Below are 20,835 nucleotides of genomic sequence, written 5' to 3' on the forward strand. Positions count from 1 at the left end.
GGCATGAGGGCCAGCATGGGCGCGACTGATGGCGACATCATGGATAAAAACGAGGCTGCGGATAAACGCGAGACCGGTACGCTCGGCAAGTTGATGGTGCTGCTCGATATCGTGACGCACGCCGACAGCCCAATGCGCTTCACCGATATTTTAGCGGTCGCCGGCCAGCCGCGAGGAACGCTGCACCGTCAGCTTGGCCATCTCACCGAGGAGGGCCTGCTGGAAGTGCTGGCCGATGGGCGCTATGCACCCGGCCTGCGCCTCCTCGATCTCGCCTCGCGCAGCTGGGCGCGCAACGAATTCCGGCTGATCGCCGAGCCGCATCTGAACGCCCTGCAGCAGCTGACCGGAGAGACCGTGCATCTCGGCGTCCTGCGCGGCGCCTCCGTCATCTATCTCGACAAGGTCGAGGGCAGCCAGCCCGTCCGAATGTACTCGCAGATCGGCAATGCCTCGCCCATCTACTGCACCGGCGTCGGCAAGGCGGCGCTCTCGGCGCTGCCGGACGATCGGCTGGACGCGATCATATCAAGCGTGTTGTTCCAGCGCTTCACGGATAGCACGCTGACGCCGGAGACGCTGCGCCGCGAGATCGCCGACATCCGCCGCTCGGGCAACGCCTTCGACCGCGAGGAGCATGAGGTCGGCATCCGCTGCGTGGCGGCCCCCGTCTGCTCCGAGGACCTCTCCTTTGTCGGCGGCGTTTCCGTGACCGGACCGGCCTATCGGCTGACCTTCGAGCGCCTGGAGGAGTGGGCGCTGCCCGTCCGTCGGACCGCCGAAAGCATCATGAGCGGCATGCGCATCGGGCTCGGCCCCCGCCGCTGACGCTCGGTCAACTTGACAATCGTCAAATCCAGAGCCGCTTTGTCAGTTTTCGTGCAGAAATATGCTCATTTTCATCGGCTGGGCATATTGTGATTTTGTGAAGAATCATCACAATTGGCAGTTGTCAACCCCAAGTCCTGGGGTGTAGTGCCGTAGGCTATATTGACGGCGATGCTGCCGTCGGCATGAGACCTGAGCAGGCCACTTACGACGTTCCTGATTTTTGAGCTGATGACACCATGAACCCTTTGCCGCATTCGACTTCCGTGAACGTATACGTAAATGAGGTGTCTGGGCTAAATACCCAGTTCGATATCTTTCGCTTCATGAAGAGGCTGACGGAAGCCTACCGGGTTCGTGCCTTCATGGTGCTCAATCTTCCCTCGGCCACTGCACGCGATCTGCAGAGCAACACTGTCATCACCAACTGGCCGGCCGAGCTTTTGTCGGCCTATGACCACGAGGCGCTGCTGACCAACAGTCCCGTCATGGGCAAGCTGCGATCCTCGACCGTGCCGTTCTTCAACGACCTTTCGAAGGCGAAGCTGGATCGCTCCGACGGCAAGTCCGGCATCGTCACGGCCCTGTTTGAACGCTTCCGGATGATGCGCTGCGCCTATTTCCCGACGCATGATCCCTCCGGCGCCCGCGGCGCGGTCTCCTTCTCCGGCGATCGCGAGCCCTTCGCGCCCGAGGAGATGCTGGAGCTTCATTATATCTCGACGCATGTCTTCGACAGGCTGGCCGAGATCCGCGCGCTCGACAACCGGGTGGTCGACGCCCTGACCGACCGCGAGATCGATTGCCTCAACTGGACCGCCGCCGGCAAGACCAGCGTCGAGATCGCCGATATCCTTGGTCTCTCCGAACACACGGTCAATCACTACCTCAACCGCGCTACCAAGAAGCTCGACACGGTTAACCGCACCCAGGCGGTTGCCAAGGCATTGCGCATCGGTCTGATCAAATAGCTGCACAAATACTGTGCGCTATTGTCGCACCCGCCTAAAAATTGCGCCCGGGCTCCAGCGTTTCCAGGCTCTTTCGCTGCCGCTTCCGCCGAATTCGTAGTTATTTCCAGTTGGCACGCTTCCTGCTTCCTAATTGGCAGCGGTCCAGAGGGGACTTGGCAACGACGCCATATTAAAGGCGCGACCTTCAACCCGCCGCTCGATCCCGGCAGCCTAGTGCGCTGGACATCGAGCGGCGGTTTGTTGTTTTTGGGATACGCCTCCCGGCCTATAAGCGCGAGCTGATGCATTTTTCCCTCAATTCTGACTGGTCTTTCAGATCTGACGCCCTAGAAACCCCTTATCCACTTGGGTGACCGTTGTGCCATCAGGGCGAAAGCCCGGCGGACTTGATGGCTCAGCGGTCTCCTTTGGAAACTCCCCCTCGTTTCGCAGCTATCGATGCCCGCCGATTTTGTTTGGCGATCACTTCGCGCTCCTCTATCTACAGAGCCAGATAAGGGTGTGAGGACGATATGACTGAAGTCACCAAGGAACAGGTGCTGGAAACGCTGGCAACGGTGCGCGGCCCCGATCTCGAACATAATATTGTCGAGCTCGGCATGGTCTCCGATGTGTTCATCTCGGATGGCAAGGTCTACTTCTCCATCACTGTCCCCGCCGAGCGCGCCAAGGAGCTGGAGCCGCTGCGGCTCGCTGCCGAGCGTGTCATCAAGGAAATGCCCGGCGTCAAGGGCGCCCTGGTCGCGCTGACGGCCGACAAGAAGGGCGCGCCATCGGGCGCTGCCGCCGCCCGTACGCCGCCGCAGGCTGGTCATGGCCATGCCGGCCATGGTCACGAAGGCCACGCACACGCGCAGCCACAGCAGCGTGCCGGCAAGATCGGCGTGCCCGGGATCGGCGCCATCGTCGCGGTCGCCTCCGGCAAGGGCGGCGTCGGCAAGTCCACCACATCGGTCAACCTCGCGCTCGGCCTGCAGGCAAACGGCCTGCGCGTCGGCATTCTCGACGCCGATATTTACGGCCCCTCCATGCCACGCCTCCTGCAGATCTCCGGCCGCCCCACACAGACCGATGGCCGCATCATCAATCCGATGGAGAATTACGGCCTCAAGGTCATGTCGATGGGCTTCCTCGTCGATGAGGAGACCGCGATGATCTGGCGCGGCCCGATGGTGCAGTCGGCGCTGATGCAGATGCTGCGCGAAGTCGCCTGGGGCGAGCTCGACGTGCTCGTTGTCGACATGCCGCCCGGCACCGGCGACGCGCAGCTGACCATGGCCCAGCAGGTGCCGCTCGCCGGCGCCGTCATCGTCTCGACGCCGCAGGATCTGGCGCTGATCGATGCCCGCAAGGGGCTGAACATGTTCAAGAAGGTGGAGGTGCCGGTTCTCGGCATCGTCGAGAACATGAGCTACTTCATCGCTCCTGATACCGGCGCGCGCTACGATATCTTCGGCCATGGCGGCGCCCGCGCCGAAGCCGAGCGCATCGGCGTGCCCTTCCTCGGCGAAGTGCCGCTGACGATCAATATCCGCGAAGCCTCCGACGCCGGCACCCCGCTGGTCGCCAGCGAGCCGAACGGCATTGTCGCCGGCATCTATCGCGACATCGCAGCCAAGGTCTGGGCGCAGCTCGAGGGCAAGCCGCAGCGCGCCGCTCCCGCGATCGTCTTCGAGTGATGTGTGCCGTTTCGGACCGCGCGGCTAGACTCCCAATTGCGGGCAAAATGTGATCAAACAACGCAGTTCACGTAAGATGTCTTGATTCTTGCGTGGGTTTCCGTCATATGGCGCGCCGTCGCCATGAGGGCGGCATGTGCGAATGCTCGATGATAGCCAGCCCTGCAGCGGCGAATGCCAGCTGCATGTTCGGAGTTCTCTTGTCGATCGAAGGATTGGTGACTGCGATGCGGTTGAGCATAGTGCATACCCGAGCTTCGGCCGGCTATGACGGGATATTGATGAACATTCTTCTGCCGCTTTCGTTAATCTCGAAGAATTGCAGCTTGAGCGCCGCTTTTTCTGGCGCTTCGCGGAAGGTTTTTTGATGCGAACGGCGATGGCCCTCACAGCCCTGGATCACGGGAGACGCGCCCGGTGATCACTGCCTATTGCTCCAATTGCCAGTCGGTCGAGCTCGGTGATCTCACCAAGGTCGAGACCATGCGCGACGATATCGTCTGGATCGACATGATCGAGCCGACGCGCGAGGAAGAGGCCTATGTCGAGAAGGCGCTCGGCATCGAAGTGCCGACCCGCGAGGACCTGAAGGACATCGAGCCTTCTGCCCGCCTCTATACGGAAGGCGACGCCGTCTTCATGACCGCCTCGCTGGTCTGGAAGGCCGAGACCGATGCGCCCGTTCTGACCGATGTCGCCTTCATCCTCGCCGGCAAGCGGCTGATCACCATCCGCTACGCCCAGCCCAAATCCTTTGCGCTCTTCATCGCAGCCCTCCACCGTATTCCCGCCCACTGGCGCAACGGTGCGTCGCTGCTCGCCAAGCTGTTTGAGACCATCATCGACCGCACGGCGGAAATTCTCGAAATCTCGGTCGCCCGCATCGATATCCTGTCGACCCACGTCTTCGGCGATCGCGCCAAGAAGGTCCGCAAGCCCTCGAACTATCTCGAGGAGAAGCTGCGCGATATCGCCGCCCATCAGCGCCTCGTCAGCAAGGTGCGTGACAGCCTGGCCTCCATGTCGCGGCTGATGACTTTCTTCTACAACGTGCCGGCCGTGCAGCAGGATCGTGCGACGAAGGAACTCTGCCGCACCGTCTCGCGCGATATCCAGTCGCTGAACGAGCATTCGTCCTATATCGCCGGCAACATCACCTTCCTTCTCGATGCATCGTTGGGTCTGATCAACATCGAACAGAACTCGATCATCAAGATTTTCTCGATCGCATCGGTGGTCTTCTTGCCGCCGACGCTGGTCGCCTCCATCTATGGTATGAATTTTGAATTCATGCCGGAACTGCATTTCGCCCAGGGCTATCCTTATTCACTCGGGCTGATGCTGGTTTCCGCCGTAATCCCCTTCTTCTTCTTCCGTTGGAAAGGCTGGCTCTGAAGAGCCTGTTTTTGTTTCATGTCCGCAGACAGCCATTCACACGACCAGAACATGAGCCCGCGCAAGCTCTTCTATCTTGCGCTGGGCTCTGTCGGCGTCGTCTACGGTGACATCGGTACCAGCCCGCTTTACGCATTTCGCGAAGCGCTGAAGCCCGTCGCCGCCGATGGCCTCACCCGTTTCGAGGTCATCAGCGTCGTCTCGCTGATGATCTGGGCGCTGACCATCATCGTGACAATCAAATACGTGCTGCTTCTCTTGCGCGCCGACAACGAAGGCGAGGGCGGCACGCTGTCGCTGCTGGCGCTTCTGTTGAAGACCGCCAACGGCCACACCGCGCTTCTGATGATGCTCGGCCTCGTCGGCGCGGCACTCTTCCTCGGCGATGCGATGATCACGCCGGCGCTGTCGGTTTTGTCGGCGGTCGAAGGTCTGAAACTCGTCGCGCCGCAGCTGAGCAGCTACATCGTGCCGATCTCGGTCGCCATCCTCGCCGTGCTCTTTGCCGTGCAGTCGCGCGGCACGGGAACGATGGCGCGCTATTTCGGGCCGATCACCGCGCTCTGGTTCATCGTGCTCGCCGTTGTCGGCATCTCGCACATCTCGGATGATTTCGGCATCCTCGCCGCCTTCAACCCGTATTACGCCGTGAGCTTCCTCATGCATGAGGGCTTCTTCGGCGTGATCGTGCTCGGCGCGGTGTTCCTGACGCTGACAGGCGCCGAAGCGCTTTACGCCGACCTCGGCCACTTCGGTCGCCGCCCGATCCAGTGGGCGTGGTTCGTGCTGGTCTTCCCGGCGCTGACGCTGAACTATCTCGGCCAGGGTGCTCTGGTGCTTGGCAATCCGCACGCGATGACCGATCCCTTCTATCTGATGTTCCCGAAATGGGCGCTGCTGCCGGCCGTCATCTTGGCCACCGCCGCCACCATCATCGCCAGCCAGGCGGTCATCACGGGTGCGTTTTCGCTGATCCGCCAGGCGATCAACCTTGGCTTCCTGCCGCGCATGGAAATCCTCTTCACCTCGGAAACCAATACCGGGCAGATCTTCGTGCCGTCGGTCAATCTGTTGCTGTTCCTGGGCGTGATCTTCCTGGTCATCTCCTTCGGCTCGTCGGATTCGCTGTCCACGGCCTATGGTATCTCCGTCACCGGCGCCATGGTCGTGACCTCGATCATGGCCTTCGAGTTCGTCCGCGTCCGCTGGAACTGGTCGGTGCTGACGGCAACCGCCGTGCTGGCGCCGCTCTTCGTGCTGGAAATGATCTTCCTCGGCGCCAACCTCATCAAGATCCACGATGGCGGCTATATCCCTGTCATGATCGCCACCGCCTTCGTCGTCGTCATGTGGACATGGCGTCGCGGCTCGGCGCTTCTGATGGAAAAGACCCGCCACACGGATATCCCGCTGGCCTCGTTCATCTCCTCGATCGAGCGCAAGAGTGATCACTCGCCGGCCCATGTGCCCGGTACCGCGATTTTCCTCACCAGCGATCCGGAATCCGCACCCGCCGCACTGCTGCACAATCTGAAGCACAACCACGTCCTGCACGACAAGAACGTGATCCTGACGATCCGCACCGTCAACAAGCCGCGCGTGCCGAGCGCCGACCGCTACAAGGTCGAGCAGATCTCCGAGCGCTTCTCGCGCGTCGAGCTTCTGTTCGGCTTCATGGAATCGCAGAACGTCTCGCAGGCGCTGGCGACGCTGCGCAAGACCGGCCTGAAGTTCGACATCATGTCGACCTCCTTCTATCTCGGCCGCCGCAAGCTGGTGCCGGATGCGAAATCGGGCATGCCCTATTGGCAGGACCGCCTCTACATCGCGCTCGCCAACGCCGCCGCCAACCCGTCGGACTACTTCCGCCTGCCGGCCAACCGCGTGGTCGAACTCGGCTCGCACGTTATCATCTGACGGTGCCCACCCATCCCTCGAAAGCCCGGCCTCGCGCCGGGCTTTTGCGTTTCAGGCTCTATAAGCAAATGCTGTATCAATTGGGGGCGGCGCATTAACCAAGCATCAAGGTTAATGAGACATTTTTATCGGCATGTTCATGCGTCCCATGCGGGAGTCTGGTGTTGCGTCGAAATAGTCGAGTTCCTGGCAAATCACGCGCCTCTGGTGCGTCGCGCCGCTTCGATAAGCTGCGCCCCTTGCTGCAAAGATGGAGTTCCCCCGCGCTCTTCGGCGTCTGCGCGTGGCTGATGTTCCCCACCATGGCCTCGCATGCCGATCTGGCAGCGCTTCTGGCCGGCCTCGATCAGGGGCGCGAGAACTGGCGCATGGTGCTGACCAACTCCCCCGCCGGCTCCATCCACCAGGCCGAACTCGCCTTCGCGGATTCCGCGGTTACCGGCGCCATCGCATCCGGTGCCGGCATGGTGCTGCCCGATGGCCGCAAGGTCGCCTTTACCGCCGAGAACAAGGGCCACGAAGACACGCCCGATGAAGACCGCGTCAACCGCGCCACCAAGAAGGGCAGGGTGGTCGCCGTCGAGCAAGTGCAGCCACCGAAGGATTTCTCCGCCGGCTCGATCCTGCAGCGGACCCGTCTTCTGTTTCAGCCGACCTTCAACCTGAAGGACAAGTCGGCCTTCGTGAAACCGAAGATCCGCGGCAAGGAAATCGAGATCGCCACCAACTTTTACCGCAAGCAGCCGCCGAAGCCCGCAGCCGACATCTCGCCGATGCTGGCCGATCTCGTCACCAGCAACAAGTCGGACGTGCTCGCAACCGCCTTCGCCCCTGCCGCTCCCGATTACGCCCGCCAGTCACCCTTCGATTCGATCCTGACGGAGAAAGCCGACAACGGCCGCTTCGTGCCGCAGATCGGCCCGAAGGATCACGCCTGGGCCGCGAGCATCCTGCCGGCCAGCGTCTTCTCGCCCGCCGAGCAGCAGTGTCTGGCCTCAGGCATCTATTTCGAGGCGCGTGGCGAAACCGTGAAGGGCCAGGCGGCCGTCGCCCAGGTGATCCTCAATCGTGTGCGCAACCCGGCTTACCCGAAGACCATCTGCGGCGTCGTCTACCAGAACGAGGATTGGCGCAACCGCTGCCAGTTCTCCTTCGCTTGCGACAACATCAAGGACCGCGTGAACTCGCAGGCCCATTGGAGAATCGCCCGCGATGTGGCGATGGCGGTCACCGCCGGCCGCATCTGGCTGCCCCAGGTTGGCTCCGCCACCCATTACCACGCCGTCTATGTTCGCCCGAAATGGGCAAAGACCATGGAAAAGGTCGGCCGTATCGGTCTGCACGTCTTCTACCGCACCTATGGCGGCGGCTGGAGCTGACAAAAAGCCGGTAAAAGGCGCGTTTTCGCGCCTTATTGCCGCGTCAGCCCACGGATTCTTTCCCCCGATTCCGCCACAACCCGCCCGTATCGATCTAACTATATGTTTTTGATCGCTTATTTTATGGCTGGACATCGGCCTGCTACGCCTTGACTATGGATTTTGCTAAAACTATGTTGCGCGCGACTTCAAAGCGGGCCGGAAGGTTCTTCAGCCTTGGGGTCGTTGTCCGGTAAACCGGGGTAGCGGCGTAGCGGACGGCGGCAGGCGGAGGAGAGCACGATGGCGGATGGCCGCGAGGAGAGTCTGGAAAAGCGCCGTGCGCAACTGGGAGCGGAACTCGCGACCAAGCGCATCGAGGCGGGGAAGGACGAGGCCGATGAGGCCCGCGCCGAGGTAAGCCGCAAGGGCTACGCCCAGGCGATGAAGCTTTCGAGCGAGTTCATTTCCGCGGTCGTGGTCGGCGCTGTCCTGGGCTATCTCTTCGACCGTTTTGTCGGCACTGCGCCTTGGGGATTGATCGTACTTCTTCTTCTTGGATTTGGTGCCGGCGTGCTGAACGTGATGCGCGCTGCGGGCAAGGTTGCGAAACCGGATCTCGATATGCGCGAAAGCGACCGGAAATAGGGCGGAACGTTCAGGCGTTCGATCCAGTGCAATAATCCCGCTTCGTGCGGGTATAAGATATAGAGAGAACAAGCGGTGTCTAACGATCCGACTCATCAGTTCCTGATCCAGAAGATTGTGCCGATCGAAATCGGCGGGATTGATTTCTCGTTTACGAACGCCTCGCTGTTCATGGCGGCTTCCGCTGCCGTGGCCGCCGGCTTCCTCTATTTCTCGACGTCGAACCGCGCCATCGTGCCGGGCCGCTCGCAGTCGGTCGCCGAAATGTCCTACGAGTTCATCGCGGGAATGCTGAAAGAAGGCGCCGGATCCAAGGGGATGAAGTTCTTCCCGCTGGTCTTCTCGCTCTTCATGTTCGTGCTGACCGCAAACCTGCTCGGCATGTTCCCATACTTCTTCACCATCACCAGCCAGATCATCGTCACCTTTGCTCTCGCTCTGCTCGTCATCGGCACGGTTCTGGTCTACGGCTTCTACAAGCACGGCTTCCACTTCCTGAATGTCTTCGTGCCTCAGGGCGTTCCCGGCATCTTGCTGCCGCTGGTCGTCGCCATCGAAATCATCTCGTTCCTGTCGCGTCCGATTTCGCTTTCCGTTCGTCTCTTCGCCAACATGCTGGCCGGTCACATCACCCTTAAAGTGTTCGCGGGCTTCGTTGCCTCGCTTGGAGCCATGGGTGCTGTTGGTATCGGTGGCGCCGTTCTTCCCCTCATCATGACCGTCGCTCTGACGGGTCTCGAGTTCCTCGTCGCCTTCCTCCAGGCTTACGTCTTTGCGGTGCTGACTTGCATGTACCTCAACGACGCGATCCATCCGGGTGGCCACTAAGGGATACCGACATTGACGTCCGCGGGCGTCAGTCAATTCGCCGCAACAACCATTTCAAAGGAGTACAACATGGACGCGGAAGCAGCAAAATTCATCGGTGCAGGCCTCGCTTGCTTTGGTATGGCCGGTACGGCTCTCGGCCTCGGCAACATCTTCGGCAGCTACCTGTCGGGCGCCCTGCGCAACCCGTCTGCCGCTGACAGCCAGTTCGGCCGTCTGGTATTCGGCTTCGCCGTTACGGAAGCTCTGGGCATCTTCTCGCTGCTCGTCGCTCTCCTTCTGCTGTTCGCCGTTTAATTTCGGCGCACTGAGGGATCACGGCCTGCGAACAGCGAGCCGTGATCCTTTGTATTTGCAGTACACCTGGAGGTGAGCATGTTTTTTGTGACCCCGGCTTACGCTGAAGAAGCCCCGGCGGGAACCGCAGAAACTGGTGCAGCGACCGGTACAGACGCGCATGCTGCCCCGGCCGCAGGCGAGGTTCATACCGAGACCGGCGTGCCAGCCGAACACCATGGCGGTGTTTTCCCGCCTTTCGATACTTCGACGTATGCGTCCCAGCTGCTCTGGCTGGCGATTACCTTCGTCATTTTCTTCGTGCTCATGCAAAAGGTCATTGCACCGCGCATCGGCGGTATCCTCGAGCAGCGCCACACGCGCATTGCCCAGGACCTCGATGAGGCTGCACGCCTGAAGGCGCAGGCAGACGCAGACGTTGCTGCCTACGAAGCCGAACTCGCAGAAGCCCGCGCCAAGTCGAACGCAATCGGCACGGCAGCGCGCGACGCCGCCAAGCTCAAGGCCGAGGCCGACCGCCGCGCGGTCGAAGCTGCTCTGGGCGAAAAATTGAAGGCTGCGGAAGGCCACATCGCCGATATCAAGGCGAAGGCATTCGCGGATGTCGGCACGATCGCCGAGGAAACGGCAAAGGCCGTCGTCGAACAGCTGATCGGTGGCACCGCCACCAAGGCTGAAGTAACGTCCGCCGTTACCGCGGCCAAGAAGGGAGCTTGATCGATGGAATTTGCACTGGACGCAACATTCTTCGCATTCGTCGGTCTCGTCCTGTTCCTGGCGCTGGTCGTCTACCTCAAGGTTCCCGGCATGATGGCGACGTCGCTCGACGACCGCGCCGATCAGATCCGCAACGAGCTGTCGGAAGCCAAGCGCCTGCGTGAAGAGGCCCAGCACCTGCTGGCCGAATATCAGCGCAAGCGCAAGGAAGCCGAAGCGGAAGCTGCCCATATCCTGGCAGCCGCCGAGCGCGAAGCGGAAATGTTCACCGCCGAAGCCAAGAAGAAGACCGAGGAATTCGTCGCCAACCGTACCGCGGTTTCGGAAGCGAAGATCAAGCAGGCCGAAGCCGATGCGATGAAGGCGGTTCGTTCCGCAGCCGTCGACCTCGCCATCGCCGCCGCTGAAACGGTTCTCGTCAAGAAGGCCGATGCCAAGGTTCAGTCCGAACTCTTCGGAAACGCCCTCGGCCAGGTAAAGACCCGCCTCAACTGAGATTGGTCCTATCGCATTTTAAAGCCCCGGTTCGCCGGGGTTTTTTGCGTTTTGGGGATGTTGTTCGCGGTAACGCTGAAACGACGTGCGAGGTGTCGCCTACTCGCCGTCGGTGACCAGGAACTGCTTGAGCCGCCCGAAGCTCATCCGATGCAGCGGGCAGGGGCCGTGGCTGTCGATGCCGGCGCGGTGGCGTGCGGTGCCGTAGCCGGCATGCGCGGCGAAGCCATAGGCGGGGAAGATGAGGTCCGCGCGCGTCATCATCCGGTCGCGCGTGACCTTGGCAACGATGGAGGCGGCCGCGATCGAAACGGAGCGGGCATCGCCCTTGACGACGGCCTGGCCGGGGCATTCGAGCCCGGGCGGCACGTCCAGCCCGTCGGTCAGCACGTAGCTTGCCGGGATGGAGAGGCTGAGGATTGCCCGGCGCATGGCATCGAGGCTTGCCTTGCGGATATCCGTCTCGTCGATGCGGCGCGAGCTGGAAGAGGCGATCGCGACGGTCGCGGTGGCAAGGATCTGCTCGAACAGTTCTTCCCGTCTCTGCGCGGAGAGCTGTTTGGAATCGTTCAAGCCCTCGGGGATGCGCTTCGGGTCGAGAATGACGGCCGCGGCAACCACGGGTCCCGCCAGCGGTCCGCGCCCGGCCTCATCGACGCCGGCAACAGGCCAGTGACCGGCCTTGCGCGCCTTCAGCTCCAGCCGGAAATCCGGAAGCAGCGGGACGTCTTCGAAAAGCATGGGAGAATCGGGTGGCGTGCGACGTTTCATGCGGCTGAACTTCGCACGCCAACCCGATTTCCTGCAAGTCCCCGGATCAGGGCGGCGGGCCGGGGACTTGAGAACGGAAGGCCAGGGTCAGCCGTCCGTAAGGGAATGTCCGAGCATGTCGCGCAAAACTGTGCAGCGGTTTTGCGACAACGACATGCTACAAAACTAGAGCAGCGACAGCTGCACGCCGCTGCCATTGGGCGGCACGAAGAGGTCGTCGCGCAGCGGCATGCTGCGGCGGGTCATGCCGAGCCGCTTCGTGGCCATCTCGAAGCGCCGGGCGATCTGCCAGGCATAGGGACCGGCACCCTTCATGCGCTTACTGAAATCGGCGTCGTAATCCTTGCCGCCGCGCATCGAGCGCACCAGCGACATCACGTGCCGGTAGCGATCCGGATAGTGCTGCAGCAGCCAGTCACGAAACAGCGGCGACACCTCCAATGGAAGACGCAGGATCACATAACCCGCCTCCGTGGCGCCCGCTGCATGCGCGGCATCGAGCACGCGCTCGATCTCATGATCGTTCAGCGCTGGAATGACCGGCGCCATCATCACAGATGTGCGGATGCCGGCGTCGCTCAGCGCCTTCAGCGCATCGAGCCGCTTCGACGGGGTCGAGGCGCGCGGCTCCATCGTCCGCGCCAGCTTGCGGTCCAGCGTCGTCACGGACAGCGAGGCGCGCACCAGGTTCTTCTTCGCCATGCTCTGCAGGATATCGAGATCGCGCAGGATGAGCGCCGACTTGGTGACGATGGAAACAGGATGGTTCGCCCGCTCCAGCACCTCGAGTATATCCCGCATGATCCGCCATTCCTTCTCGATCGGCTGATACGGGTCCGTATTGGTGCCGATGGCGATCACACGCGGCTTGTAGCCGGGCTTGGCAAGCTCACGCTCCAGGAGCTTGGCCGCATCCGGCTTGGCAAACAGCCGCGCTTCGAAATCCAGCCCCGCCGACAGGCCCATATAGGCGTGCGTGGGCCGCGCGAAGCAATAGATGCAGCCGTGCTCACAGCCGCGATAGGGGTTGATCGAACGGTCGAAGGGGATATCCGGCGATTCATTGCGGGTGATTGCCGTGCGCGGCTTTTCGATCTGCACCTCGGTCTTGAACGGCGGCAGCTCTTCCAGCGTCTGCCAGCCATCGTCGAAGCCTTCGCGGCTCTGCGGCTCGAAGCGCCCGCTCGGGTTCAGCCCCGCACCGCGGCCACGCCGGCGGTCGACCTCGATCCTGAGGCCGGAAGAAACGATCATCGCGTCGGCAATATCCGCCGTATTGGCAGGCGCGAATGCGGCCTGCCCTGCAAGGGACTGTTCGTTCATCGGGTTTCTCCGTCGATGGAAGACTCGTCGTCCCCATCCGTTCTGGTGATTAAATTCCTATCGCCGAAATGAGAACAATGCAAGAACAAATTTGGAAAACTGTCGCTGGTAATGTTTTGTGCGTCGCACTATAAATGAGCAATGTTGACTGTCGTATTGGAATGCCGGGATCAGGAACCTGAGCTGGCGCAGACGTTATCGGTGTTGGTTGCTGGTGCCGTGGAGGGGCTGGTGAGCGATGTGGTGGTGCTCGATCACGGCTCGCGCGATGGCTCGTCCAAGGTCGCGGACGCCGCCGGCTGCCGCTTCCATCAGCATTGGGATATCAAGGACATATTGCGCTCGGCGCGCGGCGAATGGCTGTTGTTCGTCGAGCCCGGCGCCCGCCCGCAGAGCGGCTGGATCGACGAGATCGCCGAATATGTGGCGCTGAACAAGCTGCCCGCCCGCTTCACCGCCTCGCGCGGCTATCGCCGGCCTTTCTATCAGCGCCTGCGCCGCCTGGCGCCGCTGGAGCTTGGGCTGCTGCTGCCGAAAAAACATGCGCTGGCGACGGCGCGTAGCGGCATGCAGCTCGCCGAATTCGTCAAGGGCCAGAAGTTGCGCAAGCTATCGGCCGAGCTTATCCCGTCCTGGGTGGCGCGTTCGGCGCGGAACTAGTTTTTTAAGCGCCGCGCTTCAGGTGCTCATCGAGCCTGGGCATGATTTCCACGAAGTTGCACGGCATGTGGCGATAATCGAACTGCGCCTTCAAGATGCCGTCCCACGCGTCCTTGCAGGCGCCGGGCGATCCCGGTAGCACGAAGACGAAGGTGGTGCCGATCAGCCCCGCCGTCGCGCGCGACTGCACTGTCGAGGTGCCGATCTTGTCCTGCGAGATGCGGTGGAAGACGGCCGAAAAGCCGTCCATGCGCTTGTCGAACAGCGGCTCCAGCGCCTCGGGCGTCACGTCGCGGCCGGTAAAGCCGGTTCCACCGGTGGTGATGATCACGTCGATATCCGATTGCGCCGTCCAGGCCTGCACCTGCGCGGCGATCGCCTGTCTGTCGTCGGGCGCGATGGCGCGCGCGATGAGACGGTGTCCGGCCTCCGAAATGCGGGCCGCCAGCGTATCGCCGGAGCGGTCGTCGGCGGTGGTGCGCGTATCTGAAACCGTCAGCACGGCAAATCCCACTGGAATGAACGGACGCGTGTCGTCAACGCCTGTCATCATCGTCTCCCGCCAATGTTTCGGTTGCCTCGAAATACCAGTTCGGCCGCTTGCCGTGAAGCGCACGCGCCGCGGCTTCCGCGTCGTCCGTGTTGGCGAATATGCCGAAGCACGTCGCGCCAGAGCCCGACATGCGCACGAAGAGCGCGCCCTGATCGGAGAGCATATCGGCGATTTCGGCGATCTCGGGCAGCAGCGCGCGCGCCGGCGGTTCGAGATCGTTGCGCATGGCGCGCAACGTATCGAGCCAGGGGAGGCCGGGTGCTACCACAAGTGCGCCGTTGGTCTTGGTCGCGAGCCTGCGGAAAACCTCGGGCGTCGAAACCCCCTTCAGTGGATTGGCGAGCACCATGGGAAAAACCGGCAGGTCGCGCACCGTCTCGATCCGCTCGCCGATCCCGCGTGCAATCAGTGGCCGGCTCGTGAGACACATCGGCACATCGGCGCCGAGCTTGATGGCGATGGCGTCGATAGTCGTGGCGGGCAGGGGAGTGCCCCAGAGCCGCATCAGCCCGCGCAGTGCCGCCGCCGCATCCGCCGAGCCGCCGCCGATGCCTGAGGCAATCGGCAAGTCCTTGCGCAAATGAATGCTGACGGGCGGTGCGGTCCCGCCGGCGTCGATAACAGCCAGACGCAGCGCATCGCGCGCCGTCAGCACCAGATTGGTGCCGCCATCACCAGTAAGCGCATCGCCAAATCGGCCGGAGATATGAAATTCGTCGGCATCCGCTGGCGCGAAGGCCAGCCGATCGCCCGACCGCGTGAACGTCACCAGCATTTCGAGCAGATGATAGCCGTCGTCTCTCTGGCCCGTCACATGCAGGGCCAGATTGATCTTGGCAAAGGCCTCCTCGCTGATCGCAACGCCGTCGGCGAAGCCGAAGCCGATGTCAGCCATGGATGATCAGGTCTTCTTGTCGGCCGGCTTCGGGTCGACAGGGGCCGGATCGGGCATCTTCTTGTCGACGGTCTTGGCGTCGTCGGTCACCGCAGGCAGGCCGTTGGCGATCTTGTCCTTGATCTTCGGGATCTCGGCGGCCTCGGGTTCCGAGCCCAGCGCCCGGTTCCACTGATAGACGGCCTCGAGCTTGCGCCCGACGCGCCAGTAGGCATCGCCCAGATGGTCATTGATCGTCGCGTCACCGGCCTTGATCTGTGCCGCGCGCTCCAGCTCCTCGGTCGCGTCGTCGAACTTGCCGAGGCGGAAATAGGCCCAGCCGAGCGAATCGATGATGTAGCCATCGTCGGGGCGCAGATCGACGGCCTTCTTGATCATCTCCAGACCCTCGTCGAGGTTCCGGTTCATGTCGATCCAGGAATAGCCGAGATAGTTGAGCACCTGCGGCTGGTTCGGGTTCAGCTCAAGCGCCTTGCGGAAGCTCGGCTCGGCCTTGTCCCACTGCTTCAGCCGCTCATAGGCGATGCCGCGCTGGAAGAAGACAGTCCAGGTGTTCTTGCCCGGCAGCGGCCCGATCACATCGACAGCCTTGTCGTAGTTCTCGGCCATCGCCTTGTAGTCCTTGGCGTCGGAAAGAACGCTGCCATAGGCGAGGTAGCTGCGAATATCCTTCGGGTCCGACTGGATCAGCCCCTGCAGATGCGCACGGGCTTCGTCGACCTTGCCGCCTTCGGCGAGCGCCAGGCCGAGCTGCAGCTCGGAGATGCGGCTCATCGGCGAATTGTCGGGCACTTCTTTGTAGAGCGCGATGGCGCGGTCCAGCTGGTTCTGCTTCTCGGCGATACCGCCGAGCATGACCAGCGCGTCGGCGCTATCAGGATCGAGCGCGCGGGCGATCTGCAGGTAGAGCGAGACGATGTCTTCGGCGCCGTCGCGGTTCAGCGCGCCGGCAAAGGAGAACAGCACGCCGGCCGCACCCTGCTTGGCGGTGGTGATCTGCTGCACCTGCTTTTCGTCATTGGTGATGCTCTGGCGCAGCGCGTTGAGCGGCGCGTAGTTGGGTAGCAGATTGTCGCCGACCGAAACCGTGTCGAGCGCCTTCTGCTTGTTGCCCTGCGTCGCTTCCAGGCGAGCGAGCGCCATGATGGCGCGCATGAATGTATCGGGTGCGGTGGCAGCGCCATCCTTGTCGAGCACGGCATCGTTCAGGTGCTTGCGCGCCGAGCGCACGTCGCCGTTGACGATGGCGATCGCGCCGGCATTGTAGTTCTGGAAGATGGCGAGCCACTCCGGCCCCTTCAGCTTCTCGACCTGCGACAGCGCATCCTTGCCCTTGCCGGCGCCCAGTCGTGCCCAGGCGGCCATCAGGTCGTTCATGACACGGTCGAGATCGGTCGGGCCGGTGGTCTTCAGCGCGCTCTCGGCGGTCTTGTATTCGCCGCGGCGGATCGCGTCGGCGCCGCGTACGATGGTCGAGAGGCGCTCGATGCTCGGGTCGTTCTTCAGCTCGTTGGCGTAACGCACGCTGTCCTTGATGTCGCCATTGAGCAGCAGCGAGATCATCAGGCGCTGGCGGATTTCCGGATTGCCCGGCTCGATCTGCAATGCCTTCTTGTAGAGCTCGATCGCCGTTTCGTAGTCGTGGTCAACATCGGCGGTGCGGGCGGCAAGCAATGCGCCGGAGAAGGTGTTGACGCTATCAGGATCGAAGATCACGGTCGCGCTGGCGTCGTCCTTCTTGGCCGCGTCTTCGGCATTGGCGCCGCCGAGCACGCTCAGCGACAGAACTGCCGCAAGCGACGCGCTCGAAAGAAGACGTATGGCAAATTTCCGCCGCATTAGAAAACCTTTCGTGAGAACAGCCCACCAGCGTCGACTGCAAAATCAGTTGAGAAGACTGATTCACGACAGGATGGCTTTTTTGAAGCGACCCCGCAAGAAAATCAGCCTTGGACCAATGATCGTCGGTTAATTGACGCGCTCGATGCAGAAGTCGATGACTTCCATCAGTGCGGATTTCCATGCCGTATCGGGAAGCGGCGCCAGTGCATCGCGTGCAATCGTGCCATAATGGACCGCCCGACCAATGGTATCGTTCAGCGTTCCGTACTTGGTGATCAGACCAAGTGCCTTTTCGAGGTTCTGATCGTTGCTTTCGCCACCCTCGATCGCCTTGCGCCAGAAGGCGCGTTCTTCCTCAGTGCCGCGCCGATAGGCGAGGATGACGGGAAGCGTGATCTTGCCTTCGCGGAAGTCGTCACCGACATTCTTGCCGAGATCGGCAGCCTTGCCGCCGTAATCGAGCACGTCGTCGACCAGCTGGAAGGCGAGGCCCAGGTTCATACCATAGGACTTCATCGCGTTGCGCCCGGCCTTGCCGGCATCCGCCACGATCGGGCCGACTTCGGCGGCGGCCGCAAACAGCGCCGCCGTCTTGGCGCGGATGACCGAGAGGTAGTCGTCCTCGGTGGTTTCCATGTTCTTGGCGACGGAAAGCTGCAGCACTTCGCCTTCCGCGATCACACAGGCGGCCGACGAGAGAACGTCGAGCGCATCGAGCGAGCCGACATCGACCATCATGCGGAAGGCCTGGCCGAGCAGGAAGTCGCCGACCAGCACGCTTGCCTGGTTGCCCCAGATCATGCGGGCGGTGGACTTGCCACGGCGCAGGTCGCTTTCATCCACGACATCGTCGTGCAGAAGCGTTGCCGTGTGCATGAACTCGACCGCGGTCGCGAGCTTGATGTGGTTTTCGCCCTGGTAGCCATAGAGCGCGGAGGAGGCGAGCGTCAGCATCGGGCGCAGGCGCTTGCCGCCGGACGAGATCAGATGGTTCGCCACTTCGGGGATCATCTGCACGTCTGAACCGGCCTTCGAAAGGATCAACTGGTTGACCCGCTCCATGTCCGCCTTGGTTAGATCCACCAAAGGCTTGACGGATGCCAGTTTGTTTTTGCTTTCTTCAAGCGGTATGACCACGCCCAACGACCCGGACTCCTGTTCACTCATTGGATTTGACAATAGAAAGGGGCGGCTTGAGCGGCAAGAGGCGAAATTGCCACGTCGCGGAAAATTGAAAGGGATTTCACGGTAAATGCATGAACTTATCCGCGCCAACGATCCCGTGCTGCTCTCCTTCGCTGAAAGCCTGATGAAGGATGCCGGCATCCATTGCTTCATCGCCGATCAGGGCATGAGCATATTGGAAGGCTCGCTCGGCATGCTGCCGCGCCGCCTGCTGGTCGAGGACGACCAGGCCGACCGCGCTCGCCGCATCCTCATCGACGCCGGTCTTGGCGACGAATTGCGCGAGCAGAAGTGAGCGAAGCCGTGACCAGCGAGCCTCAGCCAGTAACCGAGACCATAGACGCCTTCCACCGCGGCGCCTTTCATATTCTCCAGCCGAGGGGCAGGGGGCATCGCTCGGGCATGGACGCCATGCTGCTTGCCGCATTGGTGGATGATGAGAGAGCGGTGACGGTCGCCGATCTCGGCGCCGGCGCAGGTGCGGCCGGCCTCGCCGTCGCCTCGCGGCTGCGGAAGGCCGAGGTCGTGCTCTTCGAGCGCTCCGCCGAGATGGCCGATTACGCCCGCCGCAGCCTGGATCTTGCTGAAAACACCCACATGCTGGGCCGCGTCACCGTCATCGAGGCGGATGTGACGCTGAAGGCCAAGGCGCGCAACGATGCTGGCCTCATCGACGAGAGCTTCCACCACGTCATCCTCAACCCGCCCTTCAACGATCCCGGCGACCGCAAGACGCCGGATGCGCTGAAAGCCGAGGCGCATGCGATGACGGAGGACCTGTTCGAAAGCTGGCTGCGCACCGCCGGTGCCATCATGATCCCCGGCGGCCAGCTGTCGCTGATCGCCCGCCCGGAATCGATCGCCGAGATCATCGATGCCTGCGGCCGTCGCTTCGGCGGCATCGAGATCACGGCCATCCATCCACGCGAGGGCGAAAACGCCGTGCGTATCCTGGTGACCGCGATCAAGGGCTCGCGCGCCCGTCTGTCGCTGCGCGCGCCGCTGATCATGCATCAGGAGGGGAGCCACAAGTTCTCCCCCTTCGTCGACGACCTCAACAACGGCCGCGCGGCTTACTCCAGGCGTTAGCCGATCACGAAGTCGAACAGCAGCTTGATGTTCAGACCGGCGATAATGATGGCGATCGTGTAGGCGATGGCGGACAGCCAGCGTGGTGCCACGAGGTCGCCCATCTTCGCCTTGTTGGCGGTGAACATCACCAGCGGGAAGACCGCGAAGGAGAGCTGCAGGCTGAGCACGACCTGTGTGAGGATCAAGAGCTCGGCGGTGCCCGCGTCACCATACCAGATGGTCACGAAACCGGCCGGCACGATGGCGATCGCGCGGGTGATCAGTCGCCGGATCCAGGGCTGCAGCCTGATCTTCAGGAACCCTTCCATGATGATCTGCCCGGCCATGGTCGCCGTCACCGTCGAGTTCAGGCCGCAGCACAGAAGCGCGATGCCGAAGAGCGTCGGCGCCAGCGCAAGCCCGAGCAGCGGCGCCAAGAGCGAGGAGGCTTCGCCGAGTTCGGCGACATCAGTGCGCCCATTGGCATGGAAGGCCGCGGCGGCGAGGATCAGGATCGAGGCATTGATCAGAAGCGCGAAGCAGAGCGCCACGGTGGAATCGATCGTCGCATAGGTCAACGCCTCGCGCTTTTCCGGCACGCTGTGGCCGTAGTCGCGGGTCTGGACGATGCCCGAATGCAGGTAGAGATTATGGGGCATGACCGTGGCGCCGAGAATGCCGAGGGCCAGATAGAGCATCTCCGGATTGGAGACGATCTCCGTGGTCGGGAAGAAGCCGCGGATCACCTCACCCCACTGCGGGTCGGCCATGAAGATCTGTACGCCAAAGCAGACGGTGATGATCCCGAGCAGCGCGATCACGAAGGCCTCGACGAAGCGGAAGCCGATCTTCTGCAGATAGAGGATGAGGAAGACGTCGAGCGCGGTGATGAGGACGCCGAGTTCCAAGGGAATGCCGAACAACAGGTTGAGGCCGATCGCCGTGCCGATCACCTCGGCGATATCAGTGGCGATGATCGCGATTTCGGCGAACAGCCAGAGCGGGATCGATACCCAGCGCGGGAAGGCATCGCGGCAGGCCTGCGCCAGATCGCGGCCGGAGCCGATGGCAAGGCGCGCGCAAAGCGATTGCAGCACGATCGCCATCAGGTTGGACAAGAGCGCCACCGTGAGCAGCGTATAGCCGAACTTCGAGCCGCCTGCGAGCGATGTCGACCAGTTGCCGGGGTCCATGTAGCCGACAGCCACCAGATACCCAGGGCCGACGAAGGCAAGCGCCCTGCGCCAGCGCGAGGCGTGCTTCTGCGTTCCGATCGAACGGTGGACATCGGCCATCGACGCCTCCTCGCGCTCGTGGCGCCAGCCCGTCTTGGCCTTGGGTGTCATAATGTCCATGCAGCATCCGCCTGTTCTATCAATAAAAGCAATATGGCTGATTA

At 62.3% G+C, this 20,835-nt stretch carries 21 protein-coding genes; 14 read left to right on the forward strand and 7 right to left on the reverse strand.

Features of this window, described 5'->3' with window-relative positions; genetic code table 11:
- Positions 1-39: 39 nt before the first annotated feature.
- The 11 genes from ACIQUB_RS09520 (at position 40) to ACIQUB_RS09570 (ending at position 11,136) form a co-directional block, all read left to right on the forward strand.
- Positions 40-828 (forward strand): IclR family transcriptional regulator, encoded by a 789-nt coding sequence (locus ACIQUB_RS09520; RefSeq protein ID WP_402929463.1) that lies wholly within the window; start codon positions 40-42, stop codon positions 826-828.
- Positions 829-1,067: 239 nt separating this feature from the next.
- A complete protein-coding gene (locus ACIQUB_RS09525) occupies positions 1,068-1,799 on the forward strand; it encodes an autoinducer binding domain-containing protein (RefSeq protein WP_402929327.1) in 732 nt (243 codons plus the stop codon).
- 515 nt (positions 1,800-2,314) lie between these two features.
- The gene (gene apbC / locus ACIQUB_RS09530) at positions 2,315-3,481 is read left to right on the forward strand and encodes an iron-sulfur cluster carrier protein ApbC (protein WP_113238583.1); all 1,167 of its coding nucleotides are present in this window, start codon (positions 2,315-2,317) and stop codon (positions 3,479-3,481) included.
- Between the two features lie 417 nt (positions 3,482-3,898).
- Positions 3,899-4,876, forward strand: coding sequence for a magnesium/cobalt transporter CorA (corA, locus tag ACIQUB_RS09535; protein WP_018898613.1), 978 nt, complete (start codon positions 3,899-3,901; stop codon positions 4,874-4,876).
- Between the two features lie 18 nt (positions 4,877-4,894).
- Positions 4,895-6,793, forward strand: coding sequence for a potassium transporter Kup (locus ACIQUB_RS09540; RefSeq protein WP_113238582.1), 1,899 nt, complete (start codon positions 4,895-4,897; stop codon positions 6,791-6,793).
- 290 nt (positions 6,794-7,083) lie between these two features.
- Entirely contained in the window at positions 7,084-8,172 is a 1,089-nt protein-coding gene (locus tag ACIQUB_RS09545; RefSeq protein WP_113238581.1) for a cell wall hydrolase, read from the forward strand.
- 282 nt (positions 8,173-8,454) lie between these two features.
- Positions 8,455-8,799, forward strand: a complete 345-nt coding sequence (locus tag ACIQUB_RS09550; RefSeq protein WP_113238580.1) for an AtpZ/AtpI family protein — start codon at positions 8,455-8,457, stop codon at positions 8,797-8,799.
- Positions 8,800-8,874: 75 nt separating this feature from the next.
- Positions 8,875-9,627, forward strand: coding sequence for a F0F1 ATP synthase subunit A (locus ACIQUB_RS09555; RefSeq protein WP_018898617.1), 753 nt, complete (start codon positions 8,875-8,877; stop codon positions 9,625-9,627).
- Positions 9,628-9,696: 69 nt separating this feature from the next.
- Positions 9,697-9,924 (forward strand): F0F1 ATP synthase subunit C, encoded by a 228-nt coding sequence (locus tag ACIQUB_RS09560; protein ID WP_015338972.1) that lies wholly within the window; start codon positions 9,697-9,699, stop codon positions 9,922-9,924.
- A gap of 78 nt (positions 9,925-10,002) precedes the next feature.
- On the forward strand, positions 10,003-10,641 hold the full coding sequence (locus tag ACIQUB_RS09565; protein WP_018898618.1) for a F0F1 ATP synthase subunit B: 639 nt from the start codon (positions 10,003-10,005) through the stop codon (positions 10,639-10,641).
- 3 nt (positions 10,642-10,644) lie between these two features.
- Complete coding sequence (locus ACIQUB_RS09570; protein ID WP_018898619.1) at positions 10,645-11,136, forward strand: F0F1 ATP synthase subunit B; 492 nt, start codon at positions 10,645-10,647, stop codon at positions 11,134-11,136.
- 99 nt (positions 11,137-11,235) lie between these two features.
- On the opposite strand, the gene ACIQUB_RS09575 is transcribed toward ACIQUB_RS09570, so the two are convergent.
- A complete protein-coding gene (locus tag ACIQUB_RS09575; protein ID WP_113238579.1) occupies positions 11,236-11,907 on the reverse strand; it encodes a ribonuclease HII in 672 nt (223 codons plus the stop codon).
- Positions 11,908-12,072: 165 nt separating this feature from the next.
- Positions 12,073-13,230 (reverse strand): PA0069 family radical SAM protein, encoded by a 1,158-nt coding sequence (locus tag ACIQUB_RS09580; protein ID WP_113238578.1) that lies wholly within the window; start codon positions 13,228-13,230, stop codon positions 12,073-12,075.
- Positions 13,231-13,371: 141 nt separating this feature from the next.
- On the opposite strand from ACIQUB_RS09580, the gene ACIQUB_RS09585 reads away from it, so the two are divergent.
- The gene (locus ACIQUB_RS09585) at positions 13,372-13,890 is read left to right on the forward strand and encodes a glycosyl transferase (RefSeq protein WP_047508072.1); all 519 of its coding nucleotides are present in this window, start codon (positions 13,372-13,374) and stop codon (positions 13,888-13,890) included.
- A gap of 4 nt (positions 13,891-13,894) precedes the next feature.
- Here the strand turns inward: ACIQUB_RS09585 and moaB are convergent, their stop codons facing one another.
- The 4 genes from moaB to ACIQUB_RS09605 form a co-directional block, all read right to left on the reverse strand.
- Positions 13,895-14,440, reverse strand: a complete 546-nt coding sequence (moaB, locus tag ACIQUB_RS09590; protein WP_113238577.1) for a molybdenum cofactor biosynthesis protein B — start codon at positions 14,438-14,440, stop codon at positions 13,895-13,897.
- Positions 14,427-15,338, reverse strand: coding sequence for a 4-(cytidine 5'-diphospho)-2-C-methyl-D-erythritol kinase (locus tag ACIQUB_RS09595; RefSeq protein ID WP_113238576.1), 912 nt, complete (start codon positions 15,336-15,338; stop codon positions 14,427-14,429). The genes moaB and ACIQUB_RS09595 overlap by 14 nt, the downstream gene beginning before the upstream one ends.
- A 6-nt stretch (positions 15,339-15,344) precedes the next feature.
- Positions 15,345-17,177: a tetratricopeptide repeat protein gene (locus ACIQUB_RS09600; RefSeq protein ID WP_113238575.1), complete on the reverse strand. Its 1,833-nt coding sequence runs from the start codon at positions 17,175-17,177 to the stop codon at positions 15,345-15,347.
- Positions 17,178-17,306: 129 nt separating this feature from the next.
- Positions 17,307-18,323, reverse strand: coding sequence for a polyprenyl synthetase family protein (locus ACIQUB_RS09605; RefSeq protein ID WP_018898627.1), 1,017 nt, complete (start codon positions 18,321-18,323; stop codon positions 17,307-17,309).
- Positions 18,324-18,432: 109 nt separating this feature from the next.
- Here ACIQUB_RS09605 and ACIQUB_RS09610 point away from each other — a divergent pair, with 109 nt between their 5' ends.
- The gene (locus tag ACIQUB_RS09610) at positions 18,433-18,660 is read left to right on the forward strand and encodes a DUF2007 domain-containing protein (protein WP_018898628.1); all 228 of its coding nucleotides are present in this window, start codon (positions 18,433-18,435) and stop codon (positions 18,658-18,660) included.
- Between the two features lie 8 nt (positions 18,661-18,668).
- The gene (locus ACIQUB_RS09615) at positions 18,669-19,454 is read left to right on the forward strand and encodes a methyltransferase (RefSeq protein ID WP_113238597.1); all 786 of its coding nucleotides are present in this window, start codon (positions 18,669-18,671) and stop codon (positions 19,452-19,454) included.
- On the opposite strand, the gene ACIQUB_RS09620 is transcribed toward ACIQUB_RS09615, so the two are convergent.
- Complete coding sequence (locus ACIQUB_RS09620) at positions 19,451-20,791, reverse strand: Nramp family divalent metal transporter (protein ID WP_113238574.1); 1,341 nt, start codon at positions 20,789-20,791, stop codon at positions 19,451-19,453. The genes ACIQUB_RS09615 and ACIQUB_RS09620 overlap by 4 nt on opposite strands.
- Positions 20,792-20,835 lie beyond the last annotated feature (44 nt).

This window comes from Rhizobium sp. NPDC090275, assembly GCF_044772225.1.
In the GTDB taxonomy this organism is placed as follows: domain Bacteria; phylum Pseudomonadota; class Alphaproteobacteria; order Rhizobiales; family Rhizobiaceae; genus Rhizobium.

Coding starts and splice junctions, on each gene's coding strand:
- ACIQUB_RS09520 (WP_402929463.1), top strand. CDS start 40: ATGGATAAAAACGAGGCTGCGGATAAACGCGAGACCGGTACGCTCGGC.
- ACIQUB_RS09525 (WP_402929327.1), top strand. CDS start 1,068: ATGAACCCTTTGCCGCATTCGACTTCCGTGAACGTATACGTAAATGAG.
- apbC (WP_113238583.1), top strand. CDS start 2,315: ATGACTGAAGTCACCAAGGAACAGGTGCTGGAAACGCTGGCAACGGTG.
- ACIQUB_RS09540 (WP_113238582.1), top strand. CDS start 4,895: ATGTCCGCAGACAGCCATTCACACGACCAGAACATGAGCCCGCGCAAG.
- ACIQUB_RS09545 (WP_113238581.1), top strand. CDS start 7,084: ATGTTCCCCACCATGGCCTCGCATGCCGATCTGGCAGCGCTTCTGGCC.
- ACIQUB_RS09550 (WP_113238580.1), top strand. CDS start 8,455: ATGGCGGATGGCCGCGAGGAGAGTCTGGAAAAGCGCCGTGCGCAACTG.
- ACIQUB_RS09560 (WP_015338972.1), top strand. CDS start 9,697: ATGGACGCGGAAGCAGCAAAATTCATCGGTGCAGGCCTCGCTTGCTTT.
- ACIQUB_RS09565 (WP_018898618.1), top strand. CDS start 10,003: ATGTTTTTTGTGACCCCGGCTTACGCTGAAGAAGCCCCGGCGGGAACC.
- ACIQUB_RS09570 (WP_018898619.1), top strand. CDS start 10,645: ATGGAATTTGCACTGGACGCAACATTCTTCGCATTCGTCGGTCTCGTC.
- ACIQUB_RS09575 (WP_113238579.1), bottom strand. CDS start 11,907: ATGAAACGTCGCACGCCACCCGATTCTCCCATGCTTTTCGAAGACGTC.
- ACIQUB_RS09580 (WP_113238578.1), bottom strand. CDS start 13,230: ATGAACGAACAGTCCCTTGCAGGGCAGGCCGCATTCGCGCCTGCCAAT.
- ACIQUB_RS09585 (WP_047508072.1), top strand. CDS start 13,372: ATGTTGACTGTCGTATTGGAATGCCGGGATCAGGAACCTGAGCTGGCG.
- moaB (WP_113238577.1), bottom strand. CDS start 14,440: ATGACAGGCGTTGACGACACGCGTCCGTTCATTCCAGTGGGATTTGCC.
- ACIQUB_RS09595 (WP_113238576.1), bottom strand. CDS start 15,338: ATGGCTGACATCGGCTTCGGCTTCGCCGACGGCGTTGCGATCAGCGAG.
- ACIQUB_RS09600 (WP_113238575.1), bottom strand. CDS start 17,177: ATGCGGCGGAAATTTGCCATACGTCTTCTTTCGAGCGCGTCGCTTGCG.
- ACIQUB_RS09610 (WP_018898628.1), top strand. CDS start 18,433: ATGCATGAACTTATCCGCGCCAACGATCCCGTGCTGCTCTCCTTCGCT.
- ACIQUB_RS09620 (WP_113238574.1), bottom strand. CDS start 20,791: ATGGACATTATGACACCCAAGGCCAAGACGGGCTGGCGCCACGAGCGC.